Here is a 16720-nt window from a genome sequence, read left to right on the forward strand (position 1 = left end):
ATTCTTTTCTGCGCTGCTCATAAATCCCGATTAACCTGATTTTGAGAACAATGGCTGAGTTAATCTGCTCTTTAATCGATTTACGCTTAAAAATCCAAATGAAATTCATCTCCATGTGGATGAAACTGATAACAATTGTTAATAACTAAGACCAGAAGGTGATTGACAGGGCGTCACTAACAAACATCCTCAGAAAAATAATTGATTTTATCTCCAAAAATTGAAAATTATTGACCCATGACGCAAATATCTTGGTATTGTTGATAGGTTTTATGATGCGCTTGACTGAATGCTTAGTCACTTTTAGCGGCAGCAACTCACCCTATTTGGTTGCTTTGATCATAAACATATAAATATTAGCAATTGTATTACCGAGTTAGATTTATCGGTAACAGCAGTTGTAATCATTACTATCGACACCAGGAAATAACTATGCAAATCGGAATACCAAGGGAGATCCTCGCGCAGGAGAGCCGGGTAGCCGCGACGCCTGCCACTGTGATACAGCTTAAGAAATTAGGCTTCAGTGTTGTGGTACAAAGCGGTGCCGGAGAGGCGGCTAACTTCAAAGATGAGGCGTATCAAGAAGCGGGTGCAGAGGTTGTTAGCCTCGAACAAGCGTTTCAGGCTGATCTCATACTAAAGGTCAATGCACCTGGTATTAATGCAGACACTGGCGTTGACGAAGCCGATTTAATGAAAGCCGGTTCGACAGTGGCAAGTTTTGTATGGCCAGCCCAGAATCCAGAGTTACTGGAAAAGTTTAAGGCTAAAGGGATTAACCTGCTCGCTATGGACATGGTGCCACGGATTTCACGTGCCCAGTCTCTCGATGCGCGCAGCTCGTTAGCCAACGTTGATGGCTATCGCGCTGTCATCGAAGCGGCGAACCATTTTGGTCGCTTCTTTACCGGTCAAATCACCGCCGCGGGTAAAGTACCGCCGGCAAAAGTATTGATTATCGGTGCCGGTGTTGCCGGTCTTTCAGCATTAGGTGCTGCAGGTAGCCTAGGGGCGATCGTTCGTGCCTTCGATACTCGCCCCGAAGTGAAAGAGCAGATTAACTCCATGGGCGCCGAATTCCTGGAGCTTGATTTCGAAGAGGAATCGGGTTCAGGTGATGGTTACGCCAAAGTCATGAGTAAAGAGTTTATCGATGCTGAAATGGCGCTGTTCCGTGAGCAGGCCAAAGATGTCGATATTATCATTACCACCGCACTTATTCCTGGCAAACCAGCGCCCAAGCTGATCCTTGAAGACATGGTTGGCTTAATGAAGCCCGGCAGTGTCATCGTCGATCTGGCTGCGGCCAATGGCGGTAACTGTGAACTGACGGTTCCTGGTGAAGTCGCTGTGGTCAACAATGTCACCATTATCGGTTATACAGAGCTTTCACGCCGCTTACCTACGCAAGCGAGTCAGCTTTACGGTACTAACTTAGTCAACTTGCTTAAGTTAATGGTGCCGGAAAAAGACGGCAACTATGAGATTAACTTCGACGATGAGGTTATCCGTGGTGTGGCTGCGGTTAAAGATGGTGAAATCACCTTCCCGCCACCTGCAATTCAGGTCAGTGCTCAGCCTCAAGCTAAAGCAGCGGAAGCCGCTGTCGAAGTGGTCGAGAAGAAAAAGAACCCTTGGGTCAAACCTTTCATCGCAACCGTTGCAGCTGGCCTGTTCGGTTTAATCGCTAATTCGGCACCAGCAGACTTCCTGCAGCACTTCAGCATATTTGTGCTGTCATGTGTCGTCGGTTACTACGTCGTTTGGAATGTGAGCCATTCTCTGCATACCCCTCTGATGAGTGTAACCAATGCGATCAGTGGCATTATCGTTGTTGGTGCCTTAGTGCAGATGAACAGTGATAGTACGGCGGTGCTAGTCTTGTCTGGCATTGCGATACTCATTGCCTCGATTAACATTGCCGGTGGTTTCACCGTCACTCAGCGTATGCTGAAAATGTTCCGTAAAGACTAAGGGGATTGACGAATATGTCTATAGGATTATTAAGTGCAGCTTATTTGATTGCTGCAGTCCTGTTTATCTTCAGTCTTGCAGGCTTAAGTAAACAAGAAACCGCTCAACGCGGTAATATCTTGGGTATTATCGGCATGGTGATTGCGATTGTCGCGACCCTTGCCAGTACTCAAATTGGGGATAATAGCTGGATTGTTACCGGTGCAATGGCCATAGGTGCGGCTATCGGTGTGCGTTTAGCACTGAAAGTTGAGATGACCGAAATGCCTGAGCTGGTGGCTATCTTGCACAGCTTTGTGGGTATGGCGGCAGTGCTGGTAGGCTTCTCGAGCACACTGGATCATGGTGCCTTGATGGATGCGGTGACGGGTCATATCGATCCCGTGGCTAAAACCATTCATGATGTTGAAGTGTTTCTGGGTATCTTTATCGGTGCGGTGACCTTTACCGGTTCAGTCGTGGCTTTTGCTAAGCTTCGTGGCCTGGTCAGTAGCGCGCCTAAATCACTGCCTGGCGCACATTGGTTGAACCTTGGCATGATAGCCGCATCTGTTATCTTAGGTGCCTATTACATGCAAACCGATGCGATTGGTGCCTTGGTTATCATGACGCTGATTGCCTTCGTATTCGGTTATAACTTGGTATCGGCCATTGGTGGCGCAGATATGCCAGTGGTTGTCTCTATGCTGAACTCCTACTCAGGTTGGGCGGCGGCAGCAGCTGGTTTCATGTTAGGTAACGATCTATTGATCATTACCGGTGCGTTAGTCGGTAGCTCGGGTGCAATCCTCTCTTACATCATGTGTAAAGCGATGAATCGTTCATTTATCTCTGTGATCTTAGGTGGTTTCGGCACCGAAGGTGGTACTGTGCTAGAGCGGGTTGCTGATCAAGGCGAGCACCGCGAAACTCAGGCCGATGATGTCGCCGATATGCTGAAAAATGCACGCAACGTTATCATAGCCCCTGGTTATGGTATGGCGGTTGCGCAGGCTCAGTATCCGGTTGCAGAGATCACTCAGAAACTGCGTAAGCGTGGTGTGAATGTGCGTTTTGCTATCCATCCGGTAGCGGGGCGTTTGCCTGGCCACATGAACGTACTGTTAGCTGAGGCCAAACTGCCATACGATATTGTGATGGAGATGGATGAGATAAACGATGATTTCGCCGATACCGATGTGGTTTTGGTTATTGGTGCGAATGACACGGTTAACCCTGCAGCGAAAGAGCCTGGTAGCCCAATTTCGGGTATGCCGGTACTCGAAGTCTGGAATGCTGATAACGTGGTTGTCTTTAAGCGTTCTATGGCGACAGGTTATGCGGGAGTACAGAATCCGCTCTTCTTTAAAGAGAACACGGAAATGCTGTTCGGTGATGCTAAAGAAACGGTTAACAAAATTTTAGCCAATATCTAAAAATTTAGAGTCTTTGGTTAGATTCTTTGGTTAGATAGTCGAGTTGAACAAGAATGCCAGTCAAGTGACTGGCATTTTTTTGTCTCAAAAAGCGGGAACTTCCCTGAAATAGCTTTCAAACTTTTCGCGATATGTTTTACGTGAATAAAACTAAAGTTTTAAAAATTTGTATTTAAAGTTCTCGAGTATTGATGTTTAATTGAACTTCGACACTTGTCCAGTTACTGATTGAACTCACGATGTTTTTACTGACTTTTTAAGATTTGTTTAGTTAAGTTCACGTTTAAATTGGTGTGATATCAACCTGGTTGAATCAATGAGATGGTATCAGTAGGGCATAATACCAATAGGTATAAGAAAGTGAGCTACTCAGAGTTTTTTTTGCAAACTAATTCAAGGCGAATGGATGAGGGAATGGTGCTCCCTTCTGAAGTTATTCAACACAGAAGTAGGCAGCCAAAAATACTCCTGAAAGGCGAGTTTTAGCGCATCCGATGCTGTGTTAACGAACTTAAACGTAGAATAACTATGTTCTTCACTCGTTGCCTTGCCTCAGAAGCGCTAAATTCTCGCTGAGTGATCACGTCTTTATACCGATTGGTATAACTATTACTTCACTTATTAAGAGGCGATACCATGGAAAACAAGCATATTTTAAAAAATGATCAGAATAACCATTTAATCGATCAGATTAGTGAGTTTGTTCAATGTGCGCTGATTAAAAGTGAGGAGCCGGTATTGGCGACCCTTTTTAATGAAACTCTCTGCTGTGATGAGGTTACCTCTATCTATGTGCGTGGATATAACTGACGCGAACAGACAGCTCTAAACACTAAGCTCTAAAGACTAAACAAAAAACACCAGCACATAGGCTGGTATTTTTTTATGCTTACGAGCTACGAGTTTAGCCGCAGAAGTGCTTCACAGCCTTACTGACTAACTCGATGCCGGTTTTATCGCATGGAGGAAGCTCAGCATCGCTTTCATTAATTGGAGTGACTCTATCGCCCCACTTAATCAATGCCGCAGCCGAGGTAAGCCCCGCGCCAAATGCACAAGAGAGTATCGTTTGACCTGGCTTAATCTTACCTTGCTCCAGCGCATCACAGATGGCGATAGGAATTGTGGCTGCCGATGTATTGCCGTAATTGGCAATGTTCACAATCGCTTTCTCTTTCGGGATCTTCATACGGCTGATAAGGGTATCGATAATACGCTCGTTCGCCTGATGAGGAATAACCCAATCGATATCATCTATCGAAGTATCACACTTCTCGAGGACTTTCTTACTCAGCTTACCCATGCCAGAGATAGCGCGCTTGAAGATCTCCTGACCGTTAAACTCGATATAGAAGTCTAATGACGCGGCATTGAATCTGTCCATTGCAGTACCGAAGCCAGCTTTGAGGATATCGCGACCGGCAGGATCATTGTTAAGCTCGTAGCCTAAAATGCCGATAGCTTCGTCTGTCGCCTCAAGCACAACGGCACCCGCGCCATCACCGAACAGTACGGCAGTTTCACGACGTGACCAATCAAGATAGAAAGAGAGACGCTCGGCGCCGATAACCAGTACCTTTTTACATTGACCACTCTTAATCTGAGCACTACCCAGACCGAGTCCATATAAAAAACCACTACAGGCGGCATTGATATCGAATGCTGCGCATGTTGCGCCGACATTAGCCTGTACCGTAGAGGCGATGTTTGGGATCAAGGTATCCGGGCTTGCGGTAGCAAGGATGATCATGTCCAACTCGCTGCCGTCGATGCCGGCTGCGGCCAAGGCACGCTGCGCCGCTACCGATGCGAGTTCAGAAGTATCAACATGGCTGATGTGACGCTGGCTGATGCCTGTGCGTGGTTTTATCCATTCATCCGATGTTTCAATAAAAGTGGAAAGGTCATGATTGGTTAAGGTGGCTGGCGGAACACATTTTCCCCAACCTGTAATAGTGGCGTACTGCATCTGTGGTTCTCTCAAATAAAAAAGGCAGAACCTTGGCTCTGCCTTATCAAACGTAATTAACTAAAGCTTAGCAAGTCGTAAGCTAACCAACAGTGATCTAACCCACTTGTTGGGCGACGAGTTTACGAATCGCTTTAGCGGCATGCAAAATATGCGCGCGTAGTAATTCGACAGCCTTATCGATCTCTTTATTCTTGCAAAGACTAAGCAACTCTCTATGATCTTGTTCTGCTTGTGGTATTCCGCCTGCAAGGAGTAGCTGCAAACGAATATAGCGATCACAATTTGTGTTCAGGCCATGAACCACTTCCAGTGTATGAGGGTGGTCTGCCGGGCTATATAAGCAGGTGTGGAAGCGAGTATTGAGCTCGCTCCAGGTACTGACGGCATCTTCCTGCTTAAATGCAGATTCCAGCTCATCGAGTACTTTTTCTGCTTTAAGCAGATCTTCATCTTCCAGCTTAGGAATCGCCTTTGCCAGAAGGTCAGTTTCAATAAGTGCGCGAAGTTCAAAAAGTTCGGTGGCTTGTTCAACCGATAACTTTGTGGCGGTAGCGCCTTTGTGAGCTTCAAATTTGACTAAGCCTTCGGCTTCTAATTGTAATAAGGCTTCTCTGACGGGGATCCGACTGACGTTGAGCTCATCGGCTAAAGCACTTTGACGAAGGGGTTCACCAGCGGCAATATCACCAGATAGAATTTTTTCCCTTAGGACCTCTACAACGACTTGCGTGCGCGTTTTATGGATAATTGGTGTAGATCGGCTCATATTTTCCGTTTCTATCTATTCGTTATTCTATTTAGTCCGTCTAAGATTACCGTTAAAGCAAGTATAAATAAAGGGAAACAGTGTTCCCTTTATCTATTTTGATACCTGCGAAGAAGAGATTAAAAGCTGATGACCTTAGGATTGTCAGTTTTTAGATCATCGGGCAGCAGGGTCTGGGGCATATTCTGATAACAAATTGGGCGCTCGAAGCGCTTCATCGCATCACTGCCTACAGAGGTACTGCGGCTATCGGTGCTGGCGGGATAAGGGCCACCGTGATTCATCGAGTGGCATACCTCGACACCTGTAGGCATCTGGTTGAAGATTATACGACCGACCTTGTATGCGACCGCTTCAATCAGTTCAGGGTGTTGTGCCAACTCCTCTTCATTGCCATGAATGGTGGCCGTTAACTGCCCCTCCAGTGCATTGGCAATCTGCAGCATTTGTGCCTGATTTTCACACTCAACCAAGACGGCACATGGGCCAAAGATCTCCTGTTGCAGTTCGCTGGACACCAAGTAATCATCAGCCGACACACGAATCGCGCTCGGGCGGGTATGATGTCCAGCCTCTGCCGATTGACCCTGAGCGATAAGGGTAACGGCGGAATGGTTCAGTAGCGCTTCGAGTTGTGCCTGATAGGTCGACGCAATTCCCGGTGTGAGCATGGCCGCAGCGGGCAGAGAGGCCAGGTTTTCTGTCATCGTTGCGATATAGCGATTGAGCGCTTCCCCTTTTTGCGCCACAACCACGCCGGGGCTGGTGCAGAATTGGCCGTGACCCATCAACATAGATTGAACCTGTGTTGTGGCTAACTGCTCTGCCTGAGCAGACAGTATTCCTGATAACAGAAATTGCGGGTTGGTCGATCCCAGCTCGCCATAAAAGGGGATCGGCTCGGCTCTGGCGGCACATAAGTCCGACAAGATGCGGCCCACTCTCAGTGAACCGGTAAAGCCAACCGCCTTGATTGCCCCATGGGTGACCAGCGCCGTCGACACCTGCGGCGTGCTGCCTTGAATCAGGCTAAATACCCCTTGCGGCATATCACACCGCTCGATGGCCTTTTCGATGGCGCGAGTCACCAGTTCACTGGTCGCGGCGTGGGCCGGGTGCCCCTTGACCACAACGGTACAACCGGCGGCCAAGGCCGATGCCGTGTCGCCACCTGCGGTAGAGAAGGCTAACGGAAAGTTTGATGCGCCAAATACGGCGACCGGACCCAGAGGCAACACACTTAAGCGGGTATCGGCCTTGGGGAGCGGGGCACGCTGCGGGTTTGCCAAGTCGACAAAGCGCGGCTCGAGGGGCTCACGCAGACGAGTGGCAAACAGCTTTAGCTGAGTACAGGTTCTGCCGGTTTCACCTTGCAGACGCGCCATAGGAAGGCCGGTCTCACGGTGCGCGGCTGCGGTGATGGCCTCAATATCGGCCTGGATCTCACCGGCAATGGCCTCTAGAAAATCGGCTCTCTGCGCCGGTGTCTTCGAGCGATATTGCGTGAAGGCCGCGTGTGCCGCCGTGGCTGCTTGGGCAACCTCAGTCTCAGAGGCGTTAGCAAACTGCCAATCGATCTTTGCGTTAGTGACGGGGTCGAAGCTATTAAAGGCATCGGCCTGACCTGTCCAAGCACCATCGATAAAATGTTGTCCGGTAATTCTTCTCTTTATTGTGTCTGTCATAATAGTTCCTGATTATTCTTTTTTGAGTAGTCGGGTTCGACTTAAAAGCGAGTGCTGCCTATACCACTTGAAACCCGAATGCGTAGGGGTCGCTGTCATCGACTGTGATGGCATTTTTTCCGGTGATCCTGGCCCAGCCCTGAATACTGGGCATGATGCCTTTGTACTCACCTACGGTTGTAGCGGCTTCTATCCGGCCGATAAACTGACTGCCTATGATGCTTTCATGGGTGTATTGGGCGCCGACCTCGAGTTGACCTTTGGCGTAAAGCTGAGCGAGTCTGGCACTGGTACCGGTTCCGCAAGGGGAGCGGTCGATGGCTTTCTCGCCATAGAAAACGGCATTAGCCCCGTCGGAACCTTCACTGATGGTATTTCCCGTCCAAAGCACGTGAGAGATACCGTTGACGGTAGGGTCATCCGGGTGAACACAGCTGAGTTGTTCATGGGCCACCTGACGAACGACGGGACTCCAGCGAAGAATATCTGCGGCGGTCCACTGCCTTAAACCGGGGAAATTGGTCTGAGGTTCGACGATGACATAGTAGTTACCACCGTAGGATACATCTACTTTAAGTGGCCCAAGGCCTGGAATATCTAAGATCACATCGCGGTGAGCCAGATAAGCCGGGACATTATAGATCTTGACCCAGTCGACTTTTTCACCGGTTTGCTGATACTCGATATTAATCTGACCCGCGGGGACATCTATCGTCAGTTTGCCCGGCTCTTTGGCCGTTAACTGACCCGATTCGATGGCGGCGGTAATGGTGCCGATGGTGCCGTGTCCACACATAGGCAGGCAACCACTGGTTTCGATAAAGAGGATTGAGGCGTCGGCATTGTCACTGCAGGGAGGATACAAAAAAGCCCCCGACATCATATCGTGGCCTCTGGGTTCGAACATTAGTGCCTTTCTGATCCAATCATAGTGGTTTAGAAAGTCTTGTCGCTTTTCACTCATAGTACGACCCTTAAGATTCGGATGGCCACTGGTGACCAAACGAACCGGGTTGCCGCAGGTATGAGCATCGACGCAAAAGAAGGTACCTTTTAACATCTCACTCTTACTCCATTTTGCCTCTCCCCCTTAGGTAGGGTAAGCAGTGAAATTGGGTGATAGTTTATTGATTTTATTCACCCAATATTCAATGAGGGGAGCAGGCTTTTGGCTATTTTAGAATTAGTCTAATTTTGACATCTTAATCTGATTCAGAATTAGTCTAAGTTGTACTTATCCAGATCGATGCGGGTTGCCATCGCTTCTTTGATCAGTGTTTCAACGTATGCACGCTCTTCACCAATCAAAGTCATGCGTGGCATACGTACGTTTTCACTGCCGCGTCCCACAATTTGCTCCGCAAATTTGATGCACTGAACCAGAGTCGGAATCGTGTCTAAGCGTAGCAGAGGCATGAACCAACGGTAGATTTCACGGGCTTCTTCGATACGGCCGGCACGAGCCAACTTGAAAAGTGTTACAGATTCACGAGGGAAGACGTTAGTCAGGCCTGAGATCCAACCCGTTGCGCCCAGGAAGATACTTTCAAGGGCAATATCATCCACACCACAAAGAATGCTGAAGCGCTCACCGAAACGAGTCTGCAGTTCTGTCAGACGACGAGTATCGGTCGTCGACTCTTTAATCGCGACGATGTTCTCCTCTTCGGCAAGAGTGGCCGTCATCTCAAGATTGATGTCCACGCCATATCCAACAGGGTTGTTGTAGATCATGATAGGTAGCGAAGTTGAGCGAGCGACGTACTGATAATGGGCGACAACTTCACGATCCGTTCCGCGATAGACCATGGCCGGAAGTAACATCAGACCATCGACACCCAACTTCTCGACATCTTGTGCGTATACAGAGGCTTGTTCTGGGGTGTTTTCGGTACAACCTGAAAGTACCAGAATACGACCTTTGACGGTTTCGACGGTATGTTTGATAAATTCACGCTTTTCTTCATGACTCAAAGAGGCATTTTCACCAATCGTTCCCAACGCAATAATGCCGTCGATACCATCGTTAATGAGATCTTCGAGCATGCGTGCATTCGATTCATAGTTGATAGAACCATCATCGTTAAATTGTGTTGAGATTGCCGGGAATACACCTTGCCAATTTACTTTCATGTTTAAGACCTCTTTGCGCTATTTGTGCTTTATATAAACAGATTAACTCATGTCGAATTTTGGATTCTTCCAAAAACTTATGGTATATTGTATACAATTATTCGCGAAAGAAAACCCCATTTCATGTTTAATTGTATTCGCGACTACCAAATACTATATATTGCATACAAAGTATAAGAAAGGAATACGACATGTTGCTTAACAATTTGCCCTCGGAAATCACCGACAGATGTCAACAATTCATAACGCTCGATGCCCACACCGAGGGGGAACCCCTGCGTATCATCACCTCTGGCTACCCAGAGCTTAAGGGCAATAACATCCTTGAGATGCGTCAATATGTCACCGAGCATCTGGATCGTTATAGAAAGCTATTGATGCACGAGCCCAGAGGCCATGCCGATATGTACGGTGCACTCATTACACCGCCTATTACTGAAGGGGCCGACTTCGGCGTACTCTTCTTACATAACGAAGGCTACAGCAGCATGTGTGGTCATGGCATTCTGGCACTGGTAAAAGTGGCTTGTGAGACGGGCGCTATCGAACTGGCCGGGGAGGCCAGAGTCATTAAGATAGATGCACCTGCGGGACTTATCACCGCTAAGGCGCACCGAGACAGTGAAGGTAAAATCCACGCTAGCTTTCAAAATGTAGACTCCTGGGCCGAGGCGCTCGATTGCAGCGTTATGGTAGAAGGGGTAGGTGAGGTAGGTTACGACATAGGATTCGGCGGTGCCTATTATGCCTATGTGGATGCCGATGCCCACGGGATAAGTTGCGCACAGGATAATGTGGCTCAGCTTATCGATGTCGGCCGCCGGATTAAGCATGCCGTGATGGCGGCTCACCCTCTGGTTCATCCGCTCGAGGAGGATTTGAGTTTTCTCTACGGCACCATATTTACCTCAAAGCAGGTGACCAATCCTGAAGCCCATTCGCGTCATGTCTGTATCTTTGCCGACGGTGAGGTGGACCGCTCACCCACCGGTACCGGCGTTGCCGCCCGAATTGCGCTGCTACACGCGAAAGGTGAAGTCGAACTGAACACCCCCTTGATGATAGAGAGTATCGTCGATGGCAGAATGATAGTCAGTGCCCTGTCAAAATCTGAATTCCATGGTAAAACATCGGTGATCCCCGAGGTTTCAGGCCGCTCCTTTATTACCGGGTATCATCAGTTTCTCATCGACCCCGACGACCTATTTCAGGATGGTTTTATGCTGCGTTAATCTAATCGTTCTGGAGAGCGTTAGTTGAATGAATTAGTCGAAAGAATTAGCGCAAACAGTGCTTGGTAAAAGAGAGTGGAAAGAGTTATCGTGAAAAAAAGAAGAGTGGAAAGGATCTGCGGTAAAAAATGCAGAAGAATCAGTGGTAAATATTCTGTGGAGAAGAGTAGATGAATAACACCAGTGGGCTTGGATCTCTGACCGTGATAGGGGCAGGGATAGTGGGACTGTCGGCCGCAATACAGCTACAGCGTGCAGGCTTCAATGTGACGGTTATAGACAAAGAGGGCGCTGGCGCCGGCGCATCGAAGGGCAACGCGGGGCATTTTGCGACCGAGCACACCTTCCCTTTGGCCGATCCGACTATGCTGCCTAAGCTGCCGGGGATGTTGCTCGATCCACTCGGACCCTTTCGGATCCAGCCCCGTTATTTTTTCAAGGCTCTGCCATGGTTTATGCGCTTCTTGCAAAATATGATGCCGGGTCGAAGGGCGCATAATAGTGCCGCGATTAAGGCGCTGAACCTTGGAGCCATCGATGCCATGAGGTCATTGACCGAGTTCTGTGGTTGTGAGCACTTGCTGACACTCAATGGTGGCCTGTTGGTATTTGAAGGCACGCCTGTTGCGGAAGTAGAAAAAGAGTTTCGAGCCTATGTCGATGCTGGTGTCGAGGTACAGCTTCTCAGCGGCGATGAGGTGAGAGCCCTTGAGCCCTCTTTAAGCGAAAATATCACCCATGGATTCTATTTTGCTAATGTCGGGCACACAGAAGATCCCTATCGATTATGCCTGGCTCTGCAAGCCAAGTTCGAAGAGATAGGTGGGCAAGTGGTGACCGATGAGTTATTACAGATTAAAGCCGCTAAAATCAACTCGACCATAGCGCTGGAGATGAACTCGGGTGACAGCAGGCATACCGACAGGCTTATTATCGCATCCGGCGCCTGGTCTAAGCCTTTTGCCAAGCAGTTAGGTTATTCCGTGCCGCTAGAGACGGAGCGGGGTTATCATCTGATGATGCCCCATAAGAGCAAGCTGTCTCGTACGGTAACCTCCTATAATCGAAAGTTTATCATCACGCCTATGGCTGAGGGGACCCGTTTAGCCGGCACCGTGGAGTTTGGCGGGTTGAAGGCCCCGCCGGTGGATGCCCGTGCCGATTGCCTGTTCCCTCACGGTAAAGCGCTCTTGCCTGAGTTGTTTCGTGATGCGTCTGCGTCCGACGGTGAGCGCTGGATGGGTTTTCGCCCCTCGTTGCCGGACAGTTTGCCGGTGCTTGGTCGCAGCCAAAAGCAGTCAAATGTGTTTTTCTCATTCGGTCATCAACACCTGGGATTGACCTGGTCGGCAATCACAGCCGAGCTGCTCACTCAGGAGGTGACGGGTAAGCAGCCGGATATCGACTTGAGCCCCTATCGGATCGATAGGTTTGGTTAGTTGGTTCGTTCGTTGATTAGTTAATGAAGCTCATAGCTTCATTGTTATCTGGCGCTTCCTGCGAGAATATGTGCAGCCGCATCTGCACATATTTGATTTAGGCCGATTTTCGGTCGAAAATGTAAAACGGTGCGTGTTTTGCTATTGAGGTAAGAGAAAAACAGGCGTAAATTCAGATAACTAAATGCTAAATTGTAAGCAATATAAGCGATAGTAAAGCAGATGATAATAGCCATTTTAGGTTAGCTTGAAGGCAGTTTAAGGCTCGTAAAGCTAATCTTTGCGAGATCTGATTGCGGGTACTTGAAAAATGAAAGCGATGCTTCCCTCACGCCGCAGGCGGCCTCAAGGCGGCCTCAAGGCAGCCCAAGAGCATGGCCATGATATGGAAAGTGAACTCACGGATTGAGTCGCCACAAGCTCCTTTCTCCGTCATCACTTCTAAAGAGCAAGAACAAGCCGTTCCATGAGACCTAAGGCTCATGAATTATGATTGTTATGTTTTCAGTCGGCAAGAAAGAGGTATTAATGGTTAGTCGAAGAAATCTAAAATATGCTCATGAAGACGCTGTTCTCCGAGACTTTGGTGAGTACCTTAAGGCCCAGGGGTCTCTATTGGAAATTCTGGAAAAGCCAGAGCCACCAGAAGCAATAGTCGAAATCAATCAGAAAAGAAACTGGATTGAAGTCACTGATGCATTCTTGGATCAGGTTCATGCCATAGGGCTTACATCCGGTGCAGCCGACGACGTGACTCACATACCTGATAGTAGGCGGCTGATAGTTGAGCCTGAAGAAACTTTCAGAGAATCGCTTTTAACTGTCATTGAGAAAAAATATGACAAAGGTTCAATGCAGACCATTGCATCAACTAACGGCCCAGGTATTCTCTTGGTAGGGGTATTCACTCCGTTTAGCACGGCTCGCGAAGTTGCACAGGAAGAAAAAGACAGCATAAAAAGCTTGGTTACTAAAAAGTCGGTGAAGGTATTTGATCTAATTTACGTGTATGACGGTACGGGAAATCGAGAATTTCATCTTGTGTACCAAAAAACATAACAGGCGCTGTCACTGTTTCTTGCTGCGATGTCGATAATAGTTTTATATAGGCCAGTCTTTTCTCATCATTTTTATGATGACTCAATCAGCGGCTCAGAATTTTTTACCCAGACTAAAACGGAATAAATCTGCATCGTCTTCATAACCTTTGCGGTCTGCTACTCGGGTAATGCTGCCACCTAAATATAGTCCATCGTAACCTTCCCACTCAGGGTAATAGTTAATTCCGAAAGTAAATAATCCTTTCAGATCATAACCATGCTTATCTTCAACTTTATCATTTGCAAAGTAACCGCCAATCCCTAAACGACCTTCAAAACCACTGGCTAACGGTACGACTTTCCAAACTTGAGCCGAGAAACCTTGGCGATCGGTCGCACCGTTATATCCTCCCTCATAAATGTAGCCCACGGATAGTGCAATATTACTATCAAACCGTTTTGCTACATCAATACTTGCGCCTACGGTAGTGTCAGGGCCACCATGGTTATTTTTAGCGTTAATAATAGATAGCCATGCTTCATTGAAAAATGACTTACGGTTGGGTTGATATTGAAACTTACTATTATCAATATCAAAGCCCACACCGAATAAAAATGAATTGGCATTGGGTCTTGCTGACATTACATAGTTATTCCATTGAAATTTGAAATGCCCATTTTCCCCTAGAAAATCAACGGGAAATACAAATCCAGCAGTACTCATGAGACCCAAACGTTTCTCGTTTAATTCAACGCCATTGGCATCATTGTAAGTATCAAAAGAGAGATAAGGCCCCGTGCCCACTTCAAGACGAAATGATTCAAAAGCATCAAAGACATAAGCTGCTTGCACGGCAAAACCGTCTCGATGATGATTATAAGGATGGCCTTCATTGGCGTGAATTAAGTCTATTCGCCATTTAGGGGAAAAGTGTTGCCCAAAGCGGATATCAAATGAGCGTAAATGCTGTCGATTGTCTTCACGGTTATCAGTCTCATTAACTTGTGAGACACCTGAACCACCAGTAACGGAAAAATAGCTGTTATTTTCAGGTTTCATCAAAGGTTCAGTGGCAAAAGAAGAACTGGAAAACAAAATTAACGAACTAGATAAAAGAAATTTGTACATATTATAATTTAAAGTACAACCATTCATAACCTACCTCATACTCGAGTCTATTTACATTCATCATCAACCTTGAGAAGGCTCAAGGTTATCTGTCTGCCAATTTTTAACACCTTAACATTTTAGGCAACTATCTAAATGCCCTTGAAAGAAATGACTAACAGAGATAAAAAATCTCCGATTGTGGTTCGGTATTGTCTATTTCCCTGACAGTTTAATATGGCAGCATAAAGTTACTTCAACAAGCAAGAACATAAAATAACCAGGATAAATAACCAAGACATCCATAATTGTCGATTTGTGCCCTCTCAACCAGGCTTCATTTAAAGCTATAGAGAGGGATTAGTGATGCCAACATCAAGAAAAGCTTTAGTCAGTTTGAATTTGGTCAGATGTCGAAGCGGTTACTCAATGGCAAAAGCTTTTTAAGGGTGATGGACTTTATCACGACTTTGTTAAAGGGGGGGGAGCTTGAATTATATCAATAGATTATTGCTCATAAAGTGAGTTAAAGAGTGCCACCTACCGCTAATGGATATTTCTTGATTTATGCGGGCTATCAGCTGCGTGAAAAGCCAATGCAGAAGATAGGTGTAAGGGAGGCTCAGGGAGGGAAGATTTATCTATTTCCTTTTTTAAGAGCCAGGCATTGCTCGATGAAACCATTAAATGTTCTTTAAATATTCAATTTGCTAATACTTTCCTCATTATGGCTTAAACTAAAATAATCACTTAAGTAGGTTGAGGGAAAAGTATGAGCATAATTAACATACGGTTTACAGAAACAGAAATTAAGGCTGGCACGCGCATTTCTCAAAGTAATAAACTGAAACTGCTGCTCGGCCTGCTTGCTGCAGGTTTTATCTGCCCTACACTTGCGGATGGAATCGTAGGTGCTGGCCATTATGCCCCGGCAATTGCCAATATCCGTGACCTTACGGTGCCTGACCAAGCCGGTTTTATATACGAACAGTACAACTTTTACTACACAAGTGACACTCTCGTCACAAGCTCAGGTAAAGATATCAATGCCGAACTTAGCTCTGGCGGTATCGCACCATTGTTTTTGTGGGTGACTGACAGGGAAGTACTTGGGGCACGTTACAGCTTTTACTTCAACCCCGTTTACCTGTCTAACGACTTCGACGACGAAGAAGACCATGGACTGGGTGACCTGTACATTCAACCAATTTGGCTTAGCTGGTTGAATAAGAATTACGACGTGACTCTGGGGATCGGCGTATACGCTCCAGTGGGTAATGAGGACGTGACTTTAGATATGTGGACAACTCAGTTCCAACTTGCCGGATATTATTACCTGATGGACCAGGCGACAGCCTTAATGCTTGCCGCAACCTATGAAACTCACAGCGAAGTTGATGAGACCAACGTGACTCCGGGTGACCACCTCACCATCGAGTATGGATGGAGCCAATATCTCACCGCGCAATTTGAAATCGGTATCCGTGGTTACAGTCAGTGGCAAATGCAAAGGGATGACCTGCCGTCCACCCTCAACAACTTGAATCAACTCTTAGGCACTGATATCGGGAATAAATCAGAAGTACATGGAGTGGGCATACAGGCTGCGTATTGGTTCAATAATCAATGGAACCTTGCGTTTAATTACGCCAAAGAATACAGCGCAGAGTCTCGATTTGAAGGTGAAATGTATTCGCTCAACATAACTTATATGATGAACTGATTTTTTTTAACGAAAAAATGCGAATATTCCGAAGTTACCATAACTTAACTTCTTAAAAGCCGGACATTCTCAATGTCCGACTTTAGGATCCTTGAGGACATTCTCAATACTAACAATGATGCACGTATTCATCACCGATATGATGAAGCTTATCGTCGAAACCGATCTGGTCTTGCTACAATTCTAAGGTCATAGGATTAAGGGTTTCGGTTAGGAACTAAGCAGCACAA

The 16720-nt window shown here is 47.0% G+C and carries 13 protein-coding genes; 7 read left to right on the forward strand and 6 right to left on the reverse strand.

Annotation, left to right across the window (positions count from 1 at the left end; all coding sequences use genetic code 11):
• The first annotated feature begins 432 nt into the window (after nt 1–432).
• From EKG38_RS16605 to EKG38_RS24990, 3 genes are all read left to right on the forward strand, one after another.
• Complete coding sequence (locus EKG38_RS16605) at nt 433–1977, forward strand: Re/Si-specific NAD(P)(+) transhydrogenase subunit alpha (RefSeq protein WP_126521337.1); 1545 nt, start codon at nt 433–435, stop codon at nt 1975–1977.
• A gap of 14 nt (nt 1978–1991) precedes the next feature.
• Nucleotides 1992–3392 carry a Re/Si-specific NAD(P)(+) transhydrogenase subunit beta gene (gene pntB / locus EKG38_RS16610; RefSeq protein ID WP_126521338.1) on the forward strand — a complete coding sequence of 467 codons (1401 nt, stop codon included), beginning with the start codon at nt 1992–1994 and terminating at the stop codon, nt 3390–3392.
• A 636-nt stretch (nt 3393–4028) separates the two neighbouring features.
• Nucleotides 4029–4202, forward strand: a complete 174-nt coding sequence (locus EKG38_RS24990) for a hypothetical protein (protein ID WP_185826886.1) — start codon at nt 4029–4031, stop codon at nt 4200–4202.
• 94 nt (nt 4203–4296) lie between these two features.
• On the opposite strand, the gene EKG38_RS16620 is transcribed toward EKG38_RS24990, so the two are convergent.
• From EKG38_RS16620 to dapA, 5 genes are all read right to left on the reverse strand, one after another.
• A complete protein-coding gene (locus tag EKG38_RS16620; RefSeq protein WP_126521339.1) occupies nt 4297–5361 on the reverse strand; it encodes a ketoacyl-ACP synthase III in 1065 nt (354 codons plus the stop codon).
• A 97-nt stretch (nt 5362–5458) separates the two neighbouring features.
• Nucleotides 5459–6130: a GntR family transcriptional regulator gene (locus EKG38_RS16625; RefSeq protein WP_126521340.1), complete on the reverse strand. Its 672-nt coding sequence runs from the start codon at nt 6128–6130 to the stop codon at nt 5459–5461.
• Nucleotides 6131–6249: 119 nt separating this feature from the next.
• Nucleotides 6250–7815 carry an aldehyde dehydrogenase (NADP(+)) gene (locus tag EKG38_RS16630; protein WP_126521341.1) on the reverse strand — a complete coding sequence of 522 codons (1566 nt, stop codon included), beginning with the start codon at nt 7813–7815 and terminating at the stop codon, nt 6250–6252.
• Nucleotides 7816–7873: 58 nt separating this feature from the next.
• The gene (locus tag EKG38_RS16635; RefSeq protein ID WP_126521342.1) at nt 7874–8875 is read right to left on the reverse strand and encodes a 4-hydroxyproline epimerase; all 1002 of its coding nucleotides are present in this window, start codon (nt 8873–8875) and stop codon (nt 7874–7876) included.
• Nucleotides 8876–9033: 158 nt separating this feature from the next.
• Nucleotides 9034–9948, reverse strand: a complete 915-nt coding sequence (gene dapA / locus EKG38_RS16640; RefSeq protein ID WP_126521343.1) for a 4-hydroxy-tetrahydrodipicolinate synthase — start codon at nt 9946–9948, stop codon at nt 9034–9036.
• Nucleotides 9949–10139: 191 nt separating this feature from the next.
• Between dapA and EKG38_RS16645 the strand changes: the two genes are divergently transcribed.
• The 3 genes from EKG38_RS16645 to EKG38_RS16655 all read left to right on the forward strand — a co-directional run bounded on the left by EKG38_RS16645 (nt 10140) and on the right by EKG38_RS16655 (nt 13678).
• The gene (locus tag EKG38_RS16645) at nt 10140–11180 is read left to right on the forward strand and encodes a proline racemase family protein (protein WP_126521344.1); all 1041 of its coding nucleotides are present in this window, start codon (nt 10140–10142) and stop codon (nt 11178–11180) included.
• Nucleotides 11181–11350: 170 nt separating this feature from the next.
• The gene (locus EKG38_RS16650; RefSeq protein WP_126521345.1) at nt 11351–12619 is read left to right on the forward strand and encodes an NAD(P)/FAD-dependent oxidoreductase; all 1269 of its coding nucleotides are present in this window, start codon (nt 11351–11353) and stop codon (nt 12617–12619) included.
• Between the two features lie 489 nt (nt 12620–13108).
• Entirely contained in the window at nt 13109–13678 is a 570-nt protein-coding gene (locus EKG38_RS16655) for a hypothetical protein (RefSeq protein WP_126521346.1), read from the forward strand.
• Between the two features lie 93 nt (nt 13679–13771).
• Here the strand turns inward: EKG38_RS16655 and EKG38_RS16660 are convergent, their stop codons facing one another.
• The gene (locus tag EKG38_RS16660; protein WP_126521347.1) at nt 13772–14815 is read right to left on the reverse strand and encodes a hypothetical protein; all 1044 of its coding nucleotides are present in this window, start codon (nt 14813–14815) and stop codon (nt 13772–13774) included.
• Nucleotides 14816–15539: 724 nt separating this feature from the next.
• On the opposite strand from EKG38_RS16660, the gene EKG38_RS16665 reads away from it, so the two are divergent.
• Entirely contained in the window at nt 15540–16490 is a 951-nt protein-coding gene (locus EKG38_RS16665) for a SphA family protein (protein WP_126521348.1), read from the forward strand.
• Nucleotides 16491–16720 lie beyond the last annotated feature (230 nt).

This window comes from Shewanella canadensis, from assembly GCF_003966225.1.
Taxonomy (GTDB): domain Bacteria; phylum Pseudomonadota; class Gammaproteobacteria; order Enterobacterales; family Shewanellaceae; genus Shewanella; species Shewanella canadensis.